Annotated in this window: 19 protein-coding genes; 10 read left to right on the forward strand and 9 right to left on the reverse strand. The window is 42.4% G+C overall.

The window, feature by feature from the left end; genetic code table 11:
• Positions 1-44 precede the first annotated feature (44 nt).
• Genes C1A12_RS01770 through C1A12_RS01800 form a run of 7 tightly spaced genes read right to left on the reverse strand, consistent with a single transcriptional unit; the run spans position 45 to position 3,981 of the window.
• A complete protein-coding gene (locus tag C1A12_RS01770; protein WP_101842132.1) occupies positions 45-821 on the reverse strand; it encodes a sulfite exporter TauE/SafE family protein in 777 nt (258 codons plus the stop codon).
• Between the two features lie 50 nt (positions 822-871).
• Entirely contained in the window at positions 872-1,099 is a 228-nt protein-coding gene (locus C1A12_RS01775) for a sulfurtransferase TusA family protein (RefSeq protein WP_101842133.1), read from the reverse strand.
• Positions 1,100-1,136: 37 nt separating this feature from the next.
• Positions 1,137-2,264 carry an MBL fold metallo-hydrolase gene (locus C1A12_RS01780; RefSeq protein WP_101842134.1) on the reverse strand — a complete coding sequence of 376 codons (1,128 nt, stop codon included), beginning with the start codon at positions 2,262-2,264 and terminating at the stop codon, positions 1,137-1,139.
• A 37-nt stretch (positions 2,265-2,301) separates the two neighbouring features.
• Entirely contained in the window at positions 2,302-2,862 is a 561-nt protein-coding gene (locus tag C1A12_RS01785; RefSeq protein ID WP_101842135.1) for a sulfurtransferase TusA family protein, read from the reverse strand.
• Between the two features lie 19 nt (positions 2,863-2,881).
• Positions 2,882-3,169 carry a rhodanese-like domain-containing protein gene (locus tag C1A12_RS01790; protein WP_101842136.1) on the reverse strand — a complete coding sequence of 96 codons (288 nt, stop codon included), beginning with the start codon at positions 3,167-3,169 and terminating at the stop codon, positions 2,882-2,884.
• Positions 3,170-3,186: 17 nt separating this feature from the next.
• A complete protein-coding gene (locus C1A12_RS01795) occupies positions 3,187-3,666 on the reverse strand; it encodes a DsrE/DsrF/DrsH-like family protein (RefSeq protein ID WP_101842137.1) in 480 nt (159 codons plus the stop codon).
• Positions 3,667-3,723: 57 nt separating this feature from the next.
• Positions 3,724-3,981 (reverse strand): metal-sensitive transcriptional regulator, encoded by a 258-nt coding sequence (locus tag C1A12_RS01800; protein WP_101842138.1) that lies wholly within the window; start codon positions 3,979-3,981, stop codon positions 3,724-3,726.
• A gap of 145 nt (positions 3,982-4,126) precedes the next feature.
• Between C1A12_RS01800 and C1A12_RS01805 the strand changes: the two genes are divergently transcribed.
• On the forward strand, positions 4,127-4,843 hold the full coding sequence (locus tag C1A12_RS01805; RefSeq protein ID WP_235001505.1) for a DUF421 domain-containing protein: 717 nt from the start codon (positions 4,127-4,129) through the stop codon (positions 4,841-4,843).
• Positions 4,844-5,008: 165 nt separating this feature from the next.
• Here C1A12_RS01805 and C1A12_RS01810 read toward each other — a convergent pair whose 3' ends face one another.
• Complete coding sequence (locus C1A12_RS01810) at positions 5,009-5,392, reverse strand: DUF302 domain-containing protein (protein WP_101842139.1); 384 nt, start codon at positions 5,390-5,392, stop codon at positions 5,009-5,011.
• Between the two features lie 148 nt (positions 5,393-5,540).
• Here C1A12_RS01810 and C1A12_RS01815 point away from each other — a divergent pair, with 148 nt between their 5' ends.
• The 5 genes from C1A12_RS01815 to C1A12_RS01835 all read left to right on the forward strand — a co-directional run bounded on the left by C1A12_RS01815 (position 5,541) and on the right by C1A12_RS01835 (position 11,196).
• Complete coding sequence (locus tag C1A12_RS01815) at positions 5,541-6,293, forward strand: Cof-type HAD-IIB family hydrolase (RefSeq protein ID WP_101842140.1); 753 nt, start codon at positions 5,541-5,543, stop codon at positions 6,291-6,293.
• Positions 6,294-6,517: 224 nt separating this feature from the next.
• Positions 6,518-7,666 (forward strand): acyl-CoA dehydrogenase family protein, encoded by a 1,149-nt coding sequence (locus C1A12_RS01820; protein ID WP_101842141.1) that lies wholly within the window; start codon positions 6,518-6,520, stop codon positions 7,664-7,666.
• A gap of 12 nt (positions 7,667-7,678) precedes the next feature.
• On the forward strand, positions 7,679-8,833 hold the full coding sequence (locus tag C1A12_RS01825; RefSeq protein WP_101842142.1) for a thiolase family protein: 1,155 nt from the start codon (positions 7,679-7,681) through the stop codon (positions 8,831-8,833).
• Between the two features lie 3 nt (positions 8,834-8,836).
• On the forward strand, positions 8,837-9,604 hold the full coding sequence (locus C1A12_RS01830) for a 3-hydroxyacyl-CoA dehydrogenase (RefSeq protein WP_101842143.1): 768 nt from the start codon (positions 8,837-8,839) through the stop codon (positions 9,602-9,604).
• 38 nt (positions 9,605-9,642) lie between these two features.
• Positions 9,643-11,196 carry a fatty acid--CoA ligase gene (locus tag C1A12_RS01835; RefSeq protein WP_101842144.1) on the forward strand — a complete coding sequence of 518 codons (1,554 nt, stop codon included), beginning with the start codon at positions 9,643-9,645 and terminating at the stop codon, positions 11,194-11,196.
• 98 nt (positions 11,197-11,294) lie between these two features.
• Here C1A12_RS01835 and ligD read toward each other — a convergent pair whose 3' ends face one another.
• On the reverse strand, positions 11,295-13,058 hold the full coding sequence (gene ligD / locus C1A12_RS01840) for a DNA ligase D (protein ID WP_159462121.1): 1,764 nt from the start codon (positions 13,056-13,058) through the stop codon (positions 11,295-11,297).
• 102 nt (positions 13,059-13,160) lie between these two features.
• On the opposite strand from ligD, the gene C1A12_RS01845 reads away from it, so the two are divergent.
• From C1A12_RS01845 to C1A12_RS01860, 4 genes are all read left to right on the forward strand, one after another.
• Positions 13,161-14,003, forward strand: a complete 843-nt coding sequence (locus C1A12_RS01845) for a Ku protein (RefSeq protein ID WP_101842146.1) — start codon at positions 13,161-13,163, stop codon at positions 14,001-14,003.
• 103 nt (positions 14,004-14,106) lie between these two features.
• Positions 14,107-14,286 (forward strand): hypothetical protein, encoded by a 180-nt coding sequence (locus C1A12_RS01850; protein WP_101842147.1) that lies wholly within the window; start codon positions 14,107-14,109, stop codon positions 14,284-14,286.
• The gene (locus tag C1A12_RS01855) at positions 14,279-14,878 is read left to right on the forward strand and encodes a Fic family protein (protein WP_101842148.1); all 600 of its coding nucleotides are present in this window, start codon (positions 14,279-14,281) and stop codon (positions 14,876-14,878) included. Before C1A12_RS01850 ends, C1A12_RS01855 begins: the two co-directional genes overlap by 8 nt.
• 82 nt (positions 14,879-14,960) lie before the next feature.
• Entirely contained in the window at positions 14,961-15,920 is a 960-nt protein-coding gene (locus C1A12_RS01860) for a threonine/serine dehydratase (protein WP_101842149.1), read from the forward strand.
• Positions 15,921-15,926: the final 6 nt, after the last annotated feature.

Here is a 15,926-nt window from a genome sequence, read left to right on the forward strand (position 1 = left end):
GAAGCCTTCACTCTTAGGAGTGAAGGCTTTTTATATGATTACCATCAAATGATGTCCAACCATACTTTGATAGTCGTAGCTGTAATAAGAACGGCCAGAATGACTTGAAGGGTTTTAGTATTTATAGTTTTGCCTGCTTTAGCTCCAAGTGGGGCAGCAATTAAGCTGGCTATAATCATAAGACCAGCTGCAGTGTAGTCAACCTGGCCCGTCGTAATTTTTCCTACCGCCGCACCAATTGAGGAGATTAATGTTATGGCTAAAGAAGTAGCGATGGTCATTCGGGTAGGCACCTTCAATACAACAAGCATAATAGGAACCAGTAAAAACGCACCTGCTGCACCAACAATACCCGCACCTATTCCCACAATGAGAGCCAATAAAGCAGCTAACCACTTATTGAAGGATACCCGATCAAATGGAATGTCATCAATGCCTTTCTTTGGTACAAACATCATAATTGCTGCAGTTAAGGCTAAAATACCATAGATTAGATTTATGCCATCCTCTGGCATAAATCGGGATCCATACCCACCAATAAAGCTTCCAATTAGTATACTTACACCCATGTAAAGGATGAGCGTTTTATTTAAATATCCGCCTTTACGATAGGCCCATACCCCGCCAATAGTTGCAAAGAATACTTGCACGGCACTGATGCCGGAAACTTCATGAGCTGTAAAGGCAGTGAAACCAACAAGAGAAGGAATATAAAGTAGCATTGGGTACTTTATAATAGAACCTCCAATGCCGAGCATCCCTGAGATATAGGATCCAACAAAACCAATTAAGAATACGGTAACAATAAGTCCAAACTCCATAACCAACTCTCCTTAAAAAAGGGAACCATTCGAGGTTCCCTTTTTCTTTTTTATCCTTTTTGAATCCAGAATTTTAGTACTTCATTTTCTTCGTCGCTCTTTAGTAACTCATGACCGCCTGATTTGGCCCATGCTGTTAAGTCACCTTTCGCTCCTTGGTCAGTCGCGTGAATTTCAAGCACATCTCCTGTTTCAAGTTCTTTCATTGCCTTTTTTGTTTTTACGATCGGCATTGGGCAGGCGAGTCCTTTTGCGTCTAATACTTTAGTAGAATTCATAATTTAAAACCTCCAACATTTATTTGTGTTTATTGTGTTATCTAACCGCACAACGGTTAGGTCCAATCTCCATTTCGCGCTGTTCCTCTTCATCTGGAGAGATTTTCCCCATATTTGTTTCTCTAATTTCTTGATAAGCATTTGGTTGAGGCGGAAGGTTCTCTGTTACCATTTTGCGAAATTCCGTTTCATCTTCAATGTTTAAACCATGGTTGTTAGAAAACAATGTTCCTAGCTTTTCTGCTACTGTTCCATTCTCGTTAAGTTCATCCATAATCATAAAGTGAGCGGGTAGAACAATTAGTTCGTCAGAAAGCTCTTTGTAACGAGAGTAGAGTGTCTCACGTAGATCTTTTACCCAGTCTTCTGCTTTACCAGCTAAATCGGGACGTCCAATTGAATCAATGAATAGAATGTCTCCAGAAAGAAGGTACTGACCATTGATGACAAATGAAGTGGATCCTATGGTGTGTCCTGGAGAGTACAATGCATGAATGGCGATCTCGGTATCTCCAACTTTCACGATCTTATTATCTTTTAATGGTGCGTAGTTAAACTTCACTTCACCAGCATCTTTCGGTGGAAGCCAATAGGTGGCGCCTGTTTTTTCAGCTAATTCACGCCCACCTGATATATGATCAGCGTGTAAGTGTGTGTCAAATACGTGAGTGACTTGAGCGCCTTTTTCTTCTGCAAAACGAATGTAAACGTCAGTCATTCGTGTGGCATCGATGATCGCAGCTTCACCCCTAGAGACAACCATGTACGATAGACACCCTTTACCGATTCGTACAAATTGAAAGAGCTCACCGCCATCCCTTAAGTCTGCCACTTTAAGGGGCTCTAAATATTCACTCCAGGCTTTCATTCCACCTTGTAAATAGGAAACATCTCTTCCTTCTTCCGAAATCATTTCTGCTACCATTACTGAAGATCCTTCCTTTGCACAAACCACAATTACGTCTTGATCGACAGGAAGCTGGTCAAGAATTTCTTCAACACCGTCAAGCAGATCAAAATAAGGGATATTTAAATACGTTAAGCTTTTTCCTTCAATCTTCCAGTCTTGAAAAGCTTCTTCATTTCTAACATCTAAAATAAATAAAGGTTCATTGTTTAATATTTTTTGTGTGACCTGCTGAGCAGTCATTGCATTTATAGTCATAAACACTACCCCCTTAGGTATTATTTTTAATAAAAAATTAATTGGATTTTGTGGTTTCGCCTGTCCAACCGCTCATTCCAGGCACCACATTGTAGACATGGTTATAGCCTTTAGCTGCCAGCTTTTGGGCGGCCATGTCGCTACGGTTCCCTGTGCGGCAAACCACATAAATATTCTTCATATCATCAATTTCATCCATGCGTTCATCCAGCTCGCCAAATGGAATAGATTGCGCACCTGGAATATGGCCGAAAGCGTATTCTGCGGCTTCACGAACATCTAAAATAAGGGTATCTTCATCAAATAATTGAAGGGCATCATTCTCTACTACATGAGGATGATGTTTCTCTTGAGACTCCTCGTCACTGGATTTACGAATGTAATGGCTTAACACGTCATTTTCTTCTGTAGTGCCAAGGTACTGGTGGCCAGCTTTATCAGCCCAGGCTTTCATGTCAGCGGTAGATCCTTTGTCTGTCGCTTCTACTTTAAGCACTTGACCTGCGTCAAGATTTTGAATGGTCTTTTTTGTCTTCACAATTGGCATTGGGCAAGCGAGTCCCTTTGCGTCTAAAACTTCATTTGTTTTAATATCCATACCTGAGTCCTCCTTAGATTTATTCGGTTGTTCCTTCGTAATTCATCATTCCGCCATCCGTGTTAATGACCTGATAGCCTTGCCCTTCAAGAAACTGGGCAGCCTGACCGCTGCGTCCTCCAGAACGACAAACCATAACGTATTCTTTTGATTCGTCTAACTCGTTCATACGAAATTCTAGAAGACCTAGAGGTATATTGTGCGCTCCAGGTATCTTGCCGGCTGCCACTTCATCCGTTTCTCTTACGTCTATAATGTTTAACTCTTTATGCTGATTTTCTACTTGTTTTGCTGTCATTGTTTTCATACTGGTCATCTTCCTCCTTAAATGAATAGGTTTACGTTACCGTCTTCTGCTTCTCCTAAATAGGCGGCAACTCCTGCATATTCAATATCTTCGAGTAACTCTTCTTTGCGAAGTCCAAGTAAATCCATCGTCATCGTACAAGCGACTAAGTTCACTTCTTGCTCTTGAGCCATTTCGATTAAATCAGGCAAAGGCATGGCATTATGCTTTTTCATGACATCTTTAATCATCTTCGGTCCAAAACCTGCGTAATTCATTTTAGAGAGTCCCATCTTCTCTGCTCCGCGAGGCATCATTTTGCCAAACAGCTTTTCCATAAAGTTTTTCTTTACGGCTACGTGGCCATCTTTACGTAAGGCGTTTAATCCCCAGAACGTATGAAAAATAGTTACTTCATGATCATACGCTGCTGCGCCATTAGCAATAATGTAAGCAGCCATCGCTTTATCGTAATCTCCACTGAATAAAATAATGTTCGTTTTCTTTGTTACTGACATATTCCTCATCCTCCTAATATACTTCTACACCTAAGGGTATTATTTGTTTCAAAAAAATTAGCGGCTTTTCACTAATAATTGTACAGCTTCATTAATGGATTCTTCTTTTGTCTCTTCATCCTGAGCATCTTGAATGCAATCAACCAGATTGGAACTTACAACTAATCCGATCGTACGGTCAAGGCCGCTACGTAATGCTGATAGCTGGTTGATAACATCTTTACAATCCTTGCCCTCTTCCATCATTTTAAGCACGCCCCTCATTTGGCCTTCCATACGTTTGATGCGGTTTTTTACTGAGCTGTTGTATTCCATAGCTGAACCTCCTTATTTATGGAGCTGCGTTTTAATTGAATTATATTACATGACTTATACTATACCCTTAGGGGTATAATGTCAACAATTAAAATTTATTTTATTGGGCAGTATAAAAGCGAGGTGAATCAGGATGGACATTTTGATGGATTCTGTGAAGGTCTTAGGAAGAATTGTGACAATTCTTCCGCTTATGCTGGTAATTGGTTTATATATGGGAAAGCGTTCAATCGGAGAGCTTCCTGTATTTGATTTCTTAGTAGTTTTAGTTTTTGGAGCTGTTGTAGGCGCTGATATTGCGGACCCAAAAATTAACCATATCCATACAATTGTAGCTATGGTTGCTATTGCTTTTCTTCACCAGTTAATCATATTCATGAAATTGAAAAACCGTAAAATAGGAAAGCTACTATCCTTTGAGCCAACCGTTGTTATTTATAACGGTAAATTTCTTTATAAGAATATAAAAAAAATAAATTACGCCATAGATAATATTACTCAGATGCTAAGGGGTAAGGGAGTATTTACCATTCAGGACGTAGAGATTGCGGTTATTGAAGCGAATGGACAGCTTTCAGTAAAGCTGAAAGCAGAAAAAGAGTGGGCAACAAAGGTTGAAGTCGGTGGAAAAATTACACCTGGTGAGTATGATGTTCCCATCATCTTAGATGGGGTAGCTCAAGAAAAAATGCTTAAAAGGATGGGTAGAGATAAGGAATGGATGAAAGATCAACTAAATAAACATAGCATTTTTGACATACAAACAGTGTTTTATGGGGCTCTTACGCCTGCTGGTAAGTTTATTTATTCCACAAAGGACGAGCAGGAAGACTTATCTATGGTGCCGCCTATTGAGCACTAAAAAAGAGTCATCCTCCAATCCTGCTGACAGAGAGAGATGAAAGCGCCCGTCATGGAGTTCGTGAGGCAGTTCGGTTGCTCGTCCATAGATAGGAAAAGTTGGCGGCAAGAAAAAAGCCTGTGGAAAACCAGGAATTTTCCACAAGCTTAAGAGGCCTCTGTCTCATTATACACTTCGATCTATGCACGTAATTAATCGCTCTTCAATGTCCTTTGCAAGAGCATGGACAGCGTCGTCATTTATCATATTGATAAGGGCGGTGGGCTTAGGCATGCCGATCTTTGTAGTCCCATCATCATCGTAAACCACTATTTTGCATGGAAGAAAGTATCCGGTCATTTGATTTTCGGTTATCACTCTCTGGGCTTCTTCAGGATTGCACACTTCTAATACTCTGTACTCCTTTTTAAAGTCCAGTCCTTTCTCTTGAAGTTTATCTTTAATATCAAAGCTCCAAAGCACTCCAAATTGTTCTTCCTTTAAACTGTTTTCCAGGTTGTTTACAGCATCCTCAACTCTTTCGTTCGTCGACACAGTATAATCAAACATAAATTTCCTCCTCAATACCGTTTTATAAATAACATACCCGTACCTGTATTTAGTTAATCAGTAAATGGAAAAAGATTGATCACAAACCTGTATCATTTCTTTTTTTTATATTAGAATAAGGGGAGCAAAAGAGAGGACGTGAACATCTATGAGTGAATTGAAAGATATTAAGCTGATTGCCCTGGATATGGACGGTACGTTGTTAAACACAGAAGAGAAAGTGACAGAGGAGAATTATAAGGCCGTCCAGGAGGCAAAAGATAAAGGGATCCATGTTGTACTCAGTACGGGTCGTTCCCTGGATCGCTGTCGGGACATAGCTGAGTCATTAGGACGCTCTTCTTATATAGTGACTATAAATGGAGGAGAAATATATAACGATAAGTTTGAACTGGTGGACCAGACCCTGCTGGATTCTAAACTTGTTGAACGTCTCTGGGAGCTTCGCCAGCAGCATGAAGTACATTATTGGTCTACTACCGTCCAGGGACAGTTTAACAGCACCGAGAATTTTGATAAAGAAGTAAAAGATTACGATTGGCTGAAGTTTGGGTTCGATATCGAAGACGACGAGATTAGGAAAGTAATTTTAGACGAGCTTTTAGAAAACAAAGCCTTAGAGATCTCAAATTCAAGCCCGACAAATATCGAAGTCAATCCAGCCGGGGTAAACAAAGCTGCTGCTCTTCTAAAAGTGTGTGAGCGTTTAGACTTAAACATGGAGAATGTAATGTCCGTAGGAGACAGCCTAAATGATTTAGCGATGATTAAAGAGGCTGGAATTGGTGTTGCTATGGGGAATGCCCAGGAAGATGTAAAGAAAGCAGCAGCCTGGGTAACGGATACCAATAACAACAATGGAGTAGCCAAAGCTATTCGAAGTGTGCTTAATAATTCCTGAGGCATAAGGGAGACGGTGAACTCATAATATAATACTACCCTACCTAAAGTCTCCTCCTATACAGAAAAACGCGGATGCTTACTAATCAGTGAGCTCCGTGTTTTTTTTTGTTGTGAAAACGCTTACCTATAAATGCAGGAATTTCCCCCCTGAAAACGAATAGTTATAAAGAGGTCTATTTTTGCCTGGGATGATCCGAAATTTCAGTAAAAGGGTGATTATTATTGAGAGCCGCATATTTAAAGGAAGAGCACGATATTCTTCGGAAGGCTTTAAGAAAATTTCTTGAAAAAGAGGCTTATCCTTACTTCGAGGACTGGGAAGCTGACGAACAGATTCCCCGCTCGTTTTGGAGAAAGCTTGGAGAGCAAGGTTATCTCTGCCCGTGGCTCAGTGAAGAGTATAGTGGATTTGATGCAGACTTCGGTTATTCAGTTGTCATTAATGAGGAGTTAGAAAAAGTAGGAACAGGACTCATTGGAGTAGGGCTGCATAACGATATTGTCGTACCCTACTTATACCATTATGGAACCGAAGCACAAAAAAAGAAATGGCTTCCTAAGTGTGCAAGCGGAGAAATCATTACAGCTATAGCCATGACTGAACCGGGAGCAGGCTCGGATTTAGCCAATATAAAGACAAATGCTCAGTTATCGGGAGATCACTATGTAGTAAATGGGGAAAAAACTTTTATAACCAATGGCATCCAGGCAGATTTAATCGTGGTAGTCTGCCGTACAAGTTTGGACGCTGACCCAGCCCATCGCGGAATCAGTCTGTTACTCGTCGAACGGGGGACAGCAGGTTTTTCCAGGGGGAAGAAGCTTAGAAAAGTAGGGCTGCACAGTCAGGATACGGCAGAGCTCATTTTTGAGGATGCAAAGATTCCAAAGGAAAATATCCTTGGGGAAGAAGGAAAAGGCTTTTATTATTTGATGGAGCATTTACAGCAGGAACGGTTAATCGTAGCAATAGGAGGGATTGCAGCGAGTGAACGGATGTTAGAAATTACAATAGATTACGTAAAAAACAGGAAAGCTTTCGGTCAATCCATTGCCTCTTTCCAGAATACTCAGTTTAAGTTGGCTGAACTGCAGACAGAGGTAGAGATGGGGAGAACATTCCTGGACCGAACCATAGAATTGCATATGAACGGCGGGGATGTAGTCAAAGAGGCGGCGATGGCCAAGTGGTGGATTACCGATCTTGTGAAGAAAGTGGCTTCCACTTGTATGCACCTTCACGGAGGCTATGGGTATATGGAGGAGTACGAGATCGCCCGCAGGTTCAGGGATGCTCCTGTAACGGCAATTTATGCAGGTTCAAACGAAATTATGAAATCGATTATTGCGAAAAAGATGGGATTAATGTAGGAGGTAGATTGAATGAATGAAGTAGTTATTGTGGAGGCGGTCCGCACTCCGGCAGGCAAACGAAATGGATTACTAAGTAATGTTAGAGCGGATGAATTATTTGCCAAAGTGCTGAAAGAAGTGGTGGACCGAGTGTCTCTGGATCCGAAACTAGTGGAAGATGTCATAGCAGGGTGTGTATCTCAAGTAGGGGAACAGGCAGGCGATATAGCTCGTACGGCTTTATTAATTGCTGGTTTTCCCAAAGAAGTACCCGGAGTCACGATTGATCGACAGTGTGGTTCGAGTCAACAAGCTCTGCATTTTGCTTCACAGGCTATAGCAAGTGGAGATATGGACATCGTGATTGCAGGCGGAATAGAAAGTATGTCTAGAGTTCCGATGTTTTCAAACATGAAAGGGACTGAGCATAGTGACAAGCTTACCGATCGGTATGAGATTATCAACCAAGGACTTTCTGCGGAACGGATCGCATCCCGGTGGAAATTAAATCGGCGTGAGCTGGATGAATATGCAGCCGGCAGCCATGAGCGAGCGCTGCGAGCCATAGAAGAAGAACGGTTTGATAAGGAAATTATGGCTGTAGAAACGAAAGACAAACAAGGGCTTCCCGTCATGATGCAGCACGACCAGGGACCGCGAAAGGGAACCACTGTTGATACACTTGCAGAGCTTCAGCCTGTATTTGACGAGCATGGAGTAATTACAGCGGGTAACGCGAGTCAGATCAGTGACGGAGCTTCAGCTGTCCTATTAATGTCTCGAGCTAAGGCTGAAGAATTGGGGCTGAGACCGAGGTGCCGGGTGGTGTCGCGCTCAGTTGTGGGATCTGATCCAACTTATATGCTTACAGGTCCAGTTCCTGCTACGCATAAAGTGCTGCAAAAAGCTGGACTAAGCCTCGAAGACATTGACTTATTTGAAGTTAATGAAGCATTTGCTCCGGTACCTCTTTTCTGGTTAAAAGAAACCGGAGCGGATCGGAATAAATTAAATGTTAACGGAGGGGCGATTGCTTTAGGCCATCCGCTTGGTGCTACAGGTACGAAGCTGTTAACGACTTTAGTTCATGAGTTAGAAAGAAGTGAGAGACGTTACGGACTTCAGGCAGTTTGTGAAGGTATGGGGATGGCCAACGCAACCATTATTGAGCGACTGGGGGATTAATCCATGAAAGCAGATGACATTGTTGCTGTTGTTACAGGGGGAGCTTCTGGTCTTGGAGAAGCGACTGTGCGAAAGATCATAGAACAGGGTGGAAAAGCTGTCATTCTTGATATGAATTCGGAAAAAGGCAAAGCTCTGGCAGAGGAGCTTACCCCATCGGCGGTCTTTTACCCGGCAGATGTGACCGATGAAGAAGAAGTGGAACAAAGCCTTACTAAAGCCGTCCGCCATTATGGTTATATCAATGCTCTCATCAACTGTGCAGGAATCGTGATTGCTGAAAAGGTGAAGAGTAAGAAGGGGCTTCATTCATTAAGTGCTTTTCAGAAAGTAATCGAAGTGAATCTTACCGGGACCTTTAATATGATCCGGTTAGCGGCTGAGAAAATGGTAGAAGCTCCGGCTAATGAAGAAGGGGAAAGGGGAGTTATTATTAATACCGCTTCCATTGCCGCCTTTGATGGGCAAATTGGACAAGCTGCATACAGCGCTTCTAAAGGAGGGGTAGCCGGGATGACGCTCCCAATCTCAAGAGAATTAGCCCGTTTCGGCATAAGGGTGATGACAATTGCCCCTGGTTTGTTTGAAACTCCTATGTTTGACGTGCTTCCTGCATCAGCTAAAAAAGCGCTGGGAGAAGCCACCCCTTTTCCCAACCGTCTGGGTCATCCGCAGGAGTACGGAAAACTTGCAGTAGCTATCATAGAAAATTCGATGTTAAACGGGGAGGTGATCAGGCTAGACGGGGCAATAAGGTTACAGCCAAGGTAGAAAAAGGAGACCACTAAAACAAGGGGAGAGGATTAGGTATGGGACCAACCTTAACTAGTATGTTTGAACAAACGGTTGCCAAATATCCAAACAAAGAAGGATTAGTTGATCTTCGGTTAGGAATCAGATGGACTTACCACCAATGGGATGAAGAAGTTAACCGATTGGCTAATACCCTGCTTGCTGAAGGAGTCGACAAAGGAGACCGCGTGTCAACGGTTCTTTTTAACACAGCTGAATTTGCTACAACTTTGTTTGCTTGTATGAAAATCGGAGCTGTCTTTAATCCGATCAATTTCCGATTAACTGTTCAGGAAATTGATTATATCATTAATGATGCTTCTCCTAAGATTGTGCTTTTTGAAAAGGCGACGGCAGAATCTGTTCGTGGAGCAGCTGAATCCCGGCCTGACATTTCTTTTTGGTCTATTGATGAAATGGAACTCGATTATGCGGACAACTATTACGAGATGGTCGCAGGGCAAATGACAACGACACCAAACATACTGGTTGAAGAGGATGACCTATACGCTATAATGTACACTTCCGGGACAACGGGGGCGCCGAAGGGTGTTATTCATACCCACAGAGACATGGTCGATCAGGCACTCATTTTAACAGCCACGCTTAGATTAACACCAAACGACAGAGGGTTAAGCGTTGCCCCGTTGTTCCACTGTGCAGAGCTTCATTGTACTTTTTTTCCTAGAGTGATGGTAGGTGCAACAAATGTGATTCTCCACCATTTTGAGCCCCGTGCGATGATTGAGACTGTAAAAGAAGAGCGGATCTCTACTATGTTTGCCGCGCCTACGATGTGGAATATGGTCCTCCAGGAAGAGTTTATTCAAGAGGACTTCAAAACGCTGCGGCAGGGACTGTATGGGGGAGCGCCAATGGCCCCGGCTTTAACGACCCGCCTGCATGAAGCTCTCGGTGTCCAGTTGCTGCAAGCATATGGGATGACAGAGATGGGACCTGCCATCACTGCATTATTTGAGGATGAACAGATTTCAAAAGCGGGATCGGCGGGAAGAGCGCTGATTAATCATGATGTACGAGTGGTCAGAACGCGTGAAGGCGGACCAGCAGACCCGGATGATATATGCAATCCCGGAGAGCTGGGAGAGATAGTTGTGCGCGGGCCGAGTACAATGAAAGGTTACTATAACCGCCCGGAAGCTACCGAAGAAGTGATGTATAAAGGATGGTATCACTCAGGGGATATAGGTTCATTCGATGAAGACGGGTACTTATGGGTGAGCGATCGTGTGAAGGACATGATTATATCGGGTGGAGAAAACATCTACTCGAGGGAGGTAGAGGACGCCTTATTTGACCATCCTTCCGTAATGGATGCGGCCGTGATCGGAGAACCCGATGAAATGTGGGGAGAACGGGTGGTGGCTTACGTAGTACCTAAAGAAAGAGGGCTGACCGCATCTGATCTCGAGGAGTTCTGTATATCCACGAATAGACTTGCCCGTTATAAACGACCGAGACGGTATGAATTTGTCGAGGAACTGCCAAGAAACGCAAGTGGAAAATTACAAAAGTTTAAACTGAGAGAAAAACTGGAAAGCAAAACATAATAGAGGACACTGCAGTGCAACAGTGTCTGAGGCTGTTGAGTAAATCTCAACAGCCTTGTTTTTTTAATTCCAAGATTCCTTTTCTTCGTGCTGATTATCTATAGATTCTTAATTGTATCAATCGGCTGCTTTTCTCTGACTTCATCATAGGAGGCAAATGGACAGCCAAGCGTCTGAACGCGGTGAAGAACATTTTCAATCGTATAGGAATAGGGAGTTAAACTGTCATTTAGCTCGCCCCAAAATAAAGGAGTAGCAACGCTCGCTTCCTCCGTGGCCCGTGCGGAATATGGAGCAATAATGGTTTTTCCTTCTGCATGCTGGACATAGTCGATATACAGCCGGTCCCCGCGTTTTTTCTTTAATCTTTCTATTGTAAATAGTTCCGGCTTCTCTTTTACTAGCAGCATCGCTAATTTTTCTGTAAAATTCCTCGTTTCCTCATAGCTGATTTTTCCTTCTTCAACGGGGATGTGGATCTGTAAGCCTTTATTTCCTGATGTTTTTACAAAACTGTAAACCTCAAGCCTGTCTAATAGATGCTTTAATAGCTTGGCAGCTAAAACAGCGGTCTGGAACTTCTCCCGGGAAGGGGGGTCGAGATCGAACACGATTTCGTCAGGGTAAGAAGACAGTGCTCGTTGAAACGGCAAATGGAATTCTAAAGCTCCCTGGTTGCCAAGCCATAACAAGGAATTAAGGGAATCAGCCCGTAAAGCCATCTCCCCATCTTCCTCATCCCACCCCTCAATATAATCAGGTGCATAATCAGGCTTATGCTTTTGAAAGAAAGACTGTTTCGTAATTCCGTCAGGGTAGCGGATGACCGTAACTTTTTTGCTTGAAAAAAAACGGAGCATGTGGGGAGCTATGTGACGCAAATAAATCAAATAGTCTTCTTTAAGTACCCCGATAGGCCATAATGTTTTGTCTGTATGGGTGAAATACACCTCTTTTGGAAAAAGCGCCAGATCCCATCTGCATTTTCGCCTTGTGCAATCCTCGGCCGATAAATCAAAGCGGAAATCTTTAAACACAGGCTCTCTTAATTCTTCATCCTGAGCATTAAGGCAGTTAATATCCACACATATGCCAGGTTCAATCTTCCAGTTTTGTCCTTTTTCTTTAAAGAATTTGATTAATGTCTGGAACTGCTCGCTCTCAAGCCCGTGTTTTACACGCCCTAATCCAATTCGCTGCTCCTCATTATATATTTCAGCTTTAAAGTAATCATTGTCAGGATTGTATTGAGTAAGAAACCCTGAAACGGTTCGCCATACTTTTATCTTCAACCAGTTTGAAGAGCGCTTGTTAAAGGCGTAGTTGCTTGATTTGCGTTTCGCAACGACCCCCTCTCCGAGATGCTCGAATACGAGCTGCCTGACTGTCTTCCAGTCGGAATAGGAGGTTACATAATGAAGCGAGGGGTGATTCAGGTCTTTCACAACCTTCTTAAGTTCTTTTTTCCTGTTTAAGTAAGAAAAATTCGTGATGTCTTGAGTCTCCTGAGTTACCATATCAAAAGCCATATAAGAGGCAGGACGCTTTTTAGAAGCCTGGATGATTCGATCCTTATTTTTTAAGCGACCGCGTTTCTGAAGCTGTTCAAAGTCGCCCTGGTAAGGAGTGTTTAAAATAACGATTTCCCCATCGAGCACAAAGTCAGCTTCCGGCACAACCGATAATCCTTCAATTAGTTCGGGAAACTGAAAAGAAAGGTCTTTGCCATTACGGCTGATTAATTGAACCTCTCCATTTGTAAAAATGAGGAAAGCTCGAAATCCATCATATTTTACTTCGTATTGCCATTCTTTTCCTTTCGGCGGCTCGGCAGAAAGAGTGGGAAGCATTGGTTTATCCATCATTATCACCTTCTTTGTATTCGTTAGTTTAAGTCGCGCTTGCCAGTTTAAACATAAATTTTATAAACAAAACGCATGCTATAAAAAAAGGAGTGATCATCGATGCACACGATGTGGAAAGGTACGATCAGCTTTGGGCTCGTAAACATTCCAATAAAATTACATGCAGCTACTGACAACAAAGATATTAGACTTAGACAGCTGCACGAAGAATGCAAATCTCCGATTGAATATAAGAAACGATGTCCGGTCTGTGAGAAAGAAGTAGCAAATGAGGAGATTGTGAAAGCGTATGAGTACACGAAAAATAAGTTTGTAGTACTCGATGCGGAAGACCTGGAAAATTTGAAGAAAGAGCAAGAAGATAAAGCCGTGGAAATTCTCGATTTTGTAAAGTTGGAGGAAATAGATCCTATCTATTTTGAAAAAAGTTATTTTATGTCGCCAAACGAGGGGGGATCTAAAGCGTACGGGTTACTCCGTCAGGCATTAAATGATACAGGAAAGATAGGGATTGCAAAGATTATTATCCGTTCTAAAGAGCAGCTTGCTATAGTCCGTGTCTATAATAATACGCTGATTATGGAGACGATTCATTATCCGGACGAGGTAAGAAACGCAGCGGATGTCCCTAACGTACCAGAAGAGACGGAACTGAGTAAAAAAGAAGTTAGTACGGCTAAGACCTTGATCGACCAGCTTACGGCTGAATTCGAACCTGAGAAGTATACGGATGAGTACAGGACGGCTCTTATGGAACTAATTGAAGCCAAACGCAACAATGAAGAGATCACGACCTCTAAGCCGAAGACAACTCCGGACAATGTTACTAACTTAATGGACGCGTTAGAGAAATCTTTAGAGAGCACTAAAGAATCGAAAAAAATCTCTCCGAAAAAGAAAACAGCTTCCAAAAAGTCAACGGGTAAGAAGAAATCATCTTAAGCTTAATCCTTGCTGTGTAGCGTTTTGTCGAACTATAACCCTGTATTTATGCTGTGATTTGTAGTATAATAATAATAGATCAAGTGGTCGGAGGGTTGTTTCTATGAGTGTTCGTACAAATGAACAAGCAGAAAGCCTGATGCAGTCTGCAAAGGCTTCTATGGCTATAGAAGGTTTAAGTTTAAGCCAACGAGAAGAGAGCCTTGTTAAGATGTGTTTAACAGGTTCCATTACTCATAAAGAGTTTTTAAAGCGGGCACTGGAATTGTCTCGCCATGCCTGAATCAAGGTATGGGAGCGGATCCTCCCGCTATTGTTATCCTGGGACCTCTATACTTATCAATCATTATGATATTATGGATGACCGCCAGCTCCAAACCATGGAAAATTTAGTAGCAACACAGCGATTGTCAGAACTGCAGGATTCACCTGTACAAGGCAATTTTGATTTACGTCATTTACAAAAAATTCACGAAGCTATTTTTAGAGATTTATATCCTTTCGCTGGAGAATTAAGAAGCGAAAATATTACTAAGGACGGGTTTACTTTCGCCCAGGCCCGCTTTTTACGAGATTCTGCTGAAACCATTTTTTCCGGCATTTTAGCAGAAGATTGGATGTCTAAAGACAAGGAAGAGCTTGCCGGTTGTTTAGCTTATTATATGGCAGAACTAAATGTACTCCATCCTTTTCGAGAAGGTAATGGCCGCAGCCTGCGTGAATTTGTCAGATGCCTTGCCTTAGAAGCGGAATTCACAATTGATTGGGCAGCTGCCCCGAAAGAAATCGTATTGCAGGCAAGCATTGAGTCTGTTCATGATCCTGAAGCATTAAGAAAAGTTATCTATGAATCATTAACTAAAGTAAATAAATGAGGTCGTACAAATAGTACGATCTTATTTTTTATGATACATTATCAGAAAAATCTGAAATAGATAAGTGCAGAGGAGGGGAACTATGAAAGAATCAGTATCCTTGCGTTCCGTATATAATGCGAGACAGCAGATCAAAGGAATTGCCGCAGAGACCCCGCTGATTTATTCAGAGGCTTTGTCTAAAGAAACAGGTAACCATGTCTATTTAAAATTGGAAAACCTGCAGCCGACAGGAGCCTTTAAGCTTAGAGGAGCAGCTAACAAAATCCTCTCCCTAACCGAGGAGGAAAAGCAGAAAGGGGTCACTACTTTCTCTACAGGAAACCACGGTATTGCCGTAGCCTATGTAGCTAAACAATTGGGGATTGAGGCGACGGTATGCATTTCAAACCGCGTACCAGGTGAAAAAGTAAACCGACTTCAACGGTTAGGGGCGGTCGTTGAGAAGTTTGGCGAGAATCAAGACGATGCCGAAGCTTACTGTTATGAGTTGGAAAAGCAGAAAGGGCTTTCAGTTATCAAACCTTTTGATGACCCTCAAGTTATCGCGGGACAGGGGACGATAGGGCTTGAAATTATTGAGCAGCTTCCTGAGGTCAGTGAAGTTGTCGTTCCCCTTTCAGGTGGTGGATTGCTTTCGGGCATAGCCTTTACATTGAAGTCAATTGCTTCGGATGTTTTTATACAGGGAGTGACGATGGAACAATCAGCTGTCATGCATGAAAGTCTGAAAAAAGGAGCTCCTGTGCAGTTAAAAGAAGCCGATACTTTAGCCGATAGTCTTCTAGGCGGACTTGGACCGGATAATAAATATACTTTTTCATTAACGAAGCGCTATATGGATGAGAGTGTACTTGTTAGTGAGAAAATGATTGAAAAAGGAATCGTTTTTATGATGGAATTTCATAAAATGATAATAGAAGGTGCAGCTGCAGCTGGGATTGGGAGTGTTTTACGAAGGAAGGAAGGGGATGGACGAAACGTAGTAATTGTAATCACCGGGAATAACGTGGATCATCAGACCATTCGTGATTTGATTTAAAGTAAA

The organism is Halobacillus sp. Marseille-P3879 (assembly GCF_900240285.1).
Taxonomy (GTDB): Bacteria; Bacillota; Bacilli; order Bacillales; family Halobacillaceae; genus Halobacillus_A.

What these genes read in the sequence shown, in the direction of transcription:
- C1A12_RS01770 (WP_101842132.1), bottom strand. Translation starts at nt 821, where the DNA reads ATGGAGTTTGGACTTATTGTTACCGTATTCTTAATTGGTTTTGTTGGA.
- C1A12_RS01775 (WP_101842133.1), bottom strand. Translation starts at nt 1,099, where the DNA reads ATGAATTCTACTAAAGTATTAGACGCAAAAGGACTCGCCTGCCCAATG.
- C1A12_RS01780 (WP_101842134.1), bottom strand. Translation starts at nt 2,264, where the DNA reads ATGACTATAAATGCAATGACTGCTCAGCAGGTCACACAAAAAATATTA.
- C1A12_RS01785 (WP_101842135.1), bottom strand. Translation starts at nt 2,862, where the DNA reads ATGGATATTAAAACAAATGAAGTTTTAGACGCAAAGGGACTCGCTTGC.
- C1A12_RS01790 (WP_101842136.1), bottom strand. Translation starts at nt 3,169, where the DNA reads ATGAAAACAATGACAGCAAAACAAGTAGAAAATCAGCATAAAGAGTTA.
- C1A12_RS01795 (WP_101842137.1), bottom strand. Translation starts at nt 3,666, where the DNA reads ATGTCAGTAACAAAGAAAACGAACATTATTTTATTCAGTGGAGATTAC.
- C1A12_RS01800 (WP_101842138.1), bottom strand. Translation starts at nt 3,981, where the DNA reads ATGGAATACAACAGCTCAGTAAAAAACCGCATCAAACGTATGGAAGGC.
- C1A12_RS01805 (WP_235001505.1), top strand. Translation starts at nt 4,127, where the DNA reads ATGGATTCTGTGAAGGTCTTAGGAAGAATTGTGACAATTCTTCCGCTT.
- C1A12_RS01810 (WP_101842139.1), bottom strand. Translation starts at nt 5,392, where the DNA reads ATGTTTGATTATACTGTGTCGACGAACGAAAGAGTTGAGGATGCTGTA.
- C1A12_RS01815 (WP_101842140.1), top strand. Translation starts at nt 5,541, where the DNA reads ATGAGTGAATTGAAAGATATTAAGCTGATTGCCCTGGATATGGACGGT.
- C1A12_RS01825 (WP_101842142.1), top strand. Translation starts at nt 7,679, where the DNA reads ATGAATGAAGTAGTTATTGTGGAGGCGGTCCGCACTCCGGCAGGCAAA.
- C1A12_RS01830 (WP_101842143.1), top strand. Translation starts at nt 8,837, where the DNA reads ATGAAAGCAGATGACATTGTTGCTGTTGTTACAGGGGGAGCTTCTGGT.
- C1A12_RS01835 (WP_101842144.1), top strand. Translation starts at nt 9,643, where the DNA reads ATGGGACCAACCTTAACTAGTATGTTTGAACAAACGGTTGCCAAATAT.
- ligD (WP_159462121.1), bottom strand. Translation starts at nt 13,058, where the DNA reads ATGGATAAACCAATGCTTCCCACTCTTTCTGCCGAGCCGCCGAAAGGA.
- C1A12_RS01845 (WP_101842146.1), top strand. Translation starts at nt 13,161, where the DNA reads ATGCACACGATGTGGAAAGGTACGATCAGCTTTGGGCTCGTAAACATT.
- C1A12_RS01850 (WP_101842147.1), top strand. Translation starts at nt 14,107, where the DNA reads ATGAGTGTTCGTACAAATGAACAAGCAGAAAGCCTGATGCAGTCTGCA.
- C1A12_RS01855 (WP_101842148.1), top strand. Translation starts at nt 14,279, where the DNA reads ATGCCTGAATCAAGGTATGGGAGCGGATCCTCCCGCTATTGTTATCCT.
- C1A12_RS01860 (WP_101842149.1), top strand. Translation starts at nt 14,961, where the DNA reads ATGAAAGAATCAGTATCCTTGCGTTCCGTATATAATGCGAGACAGCAG.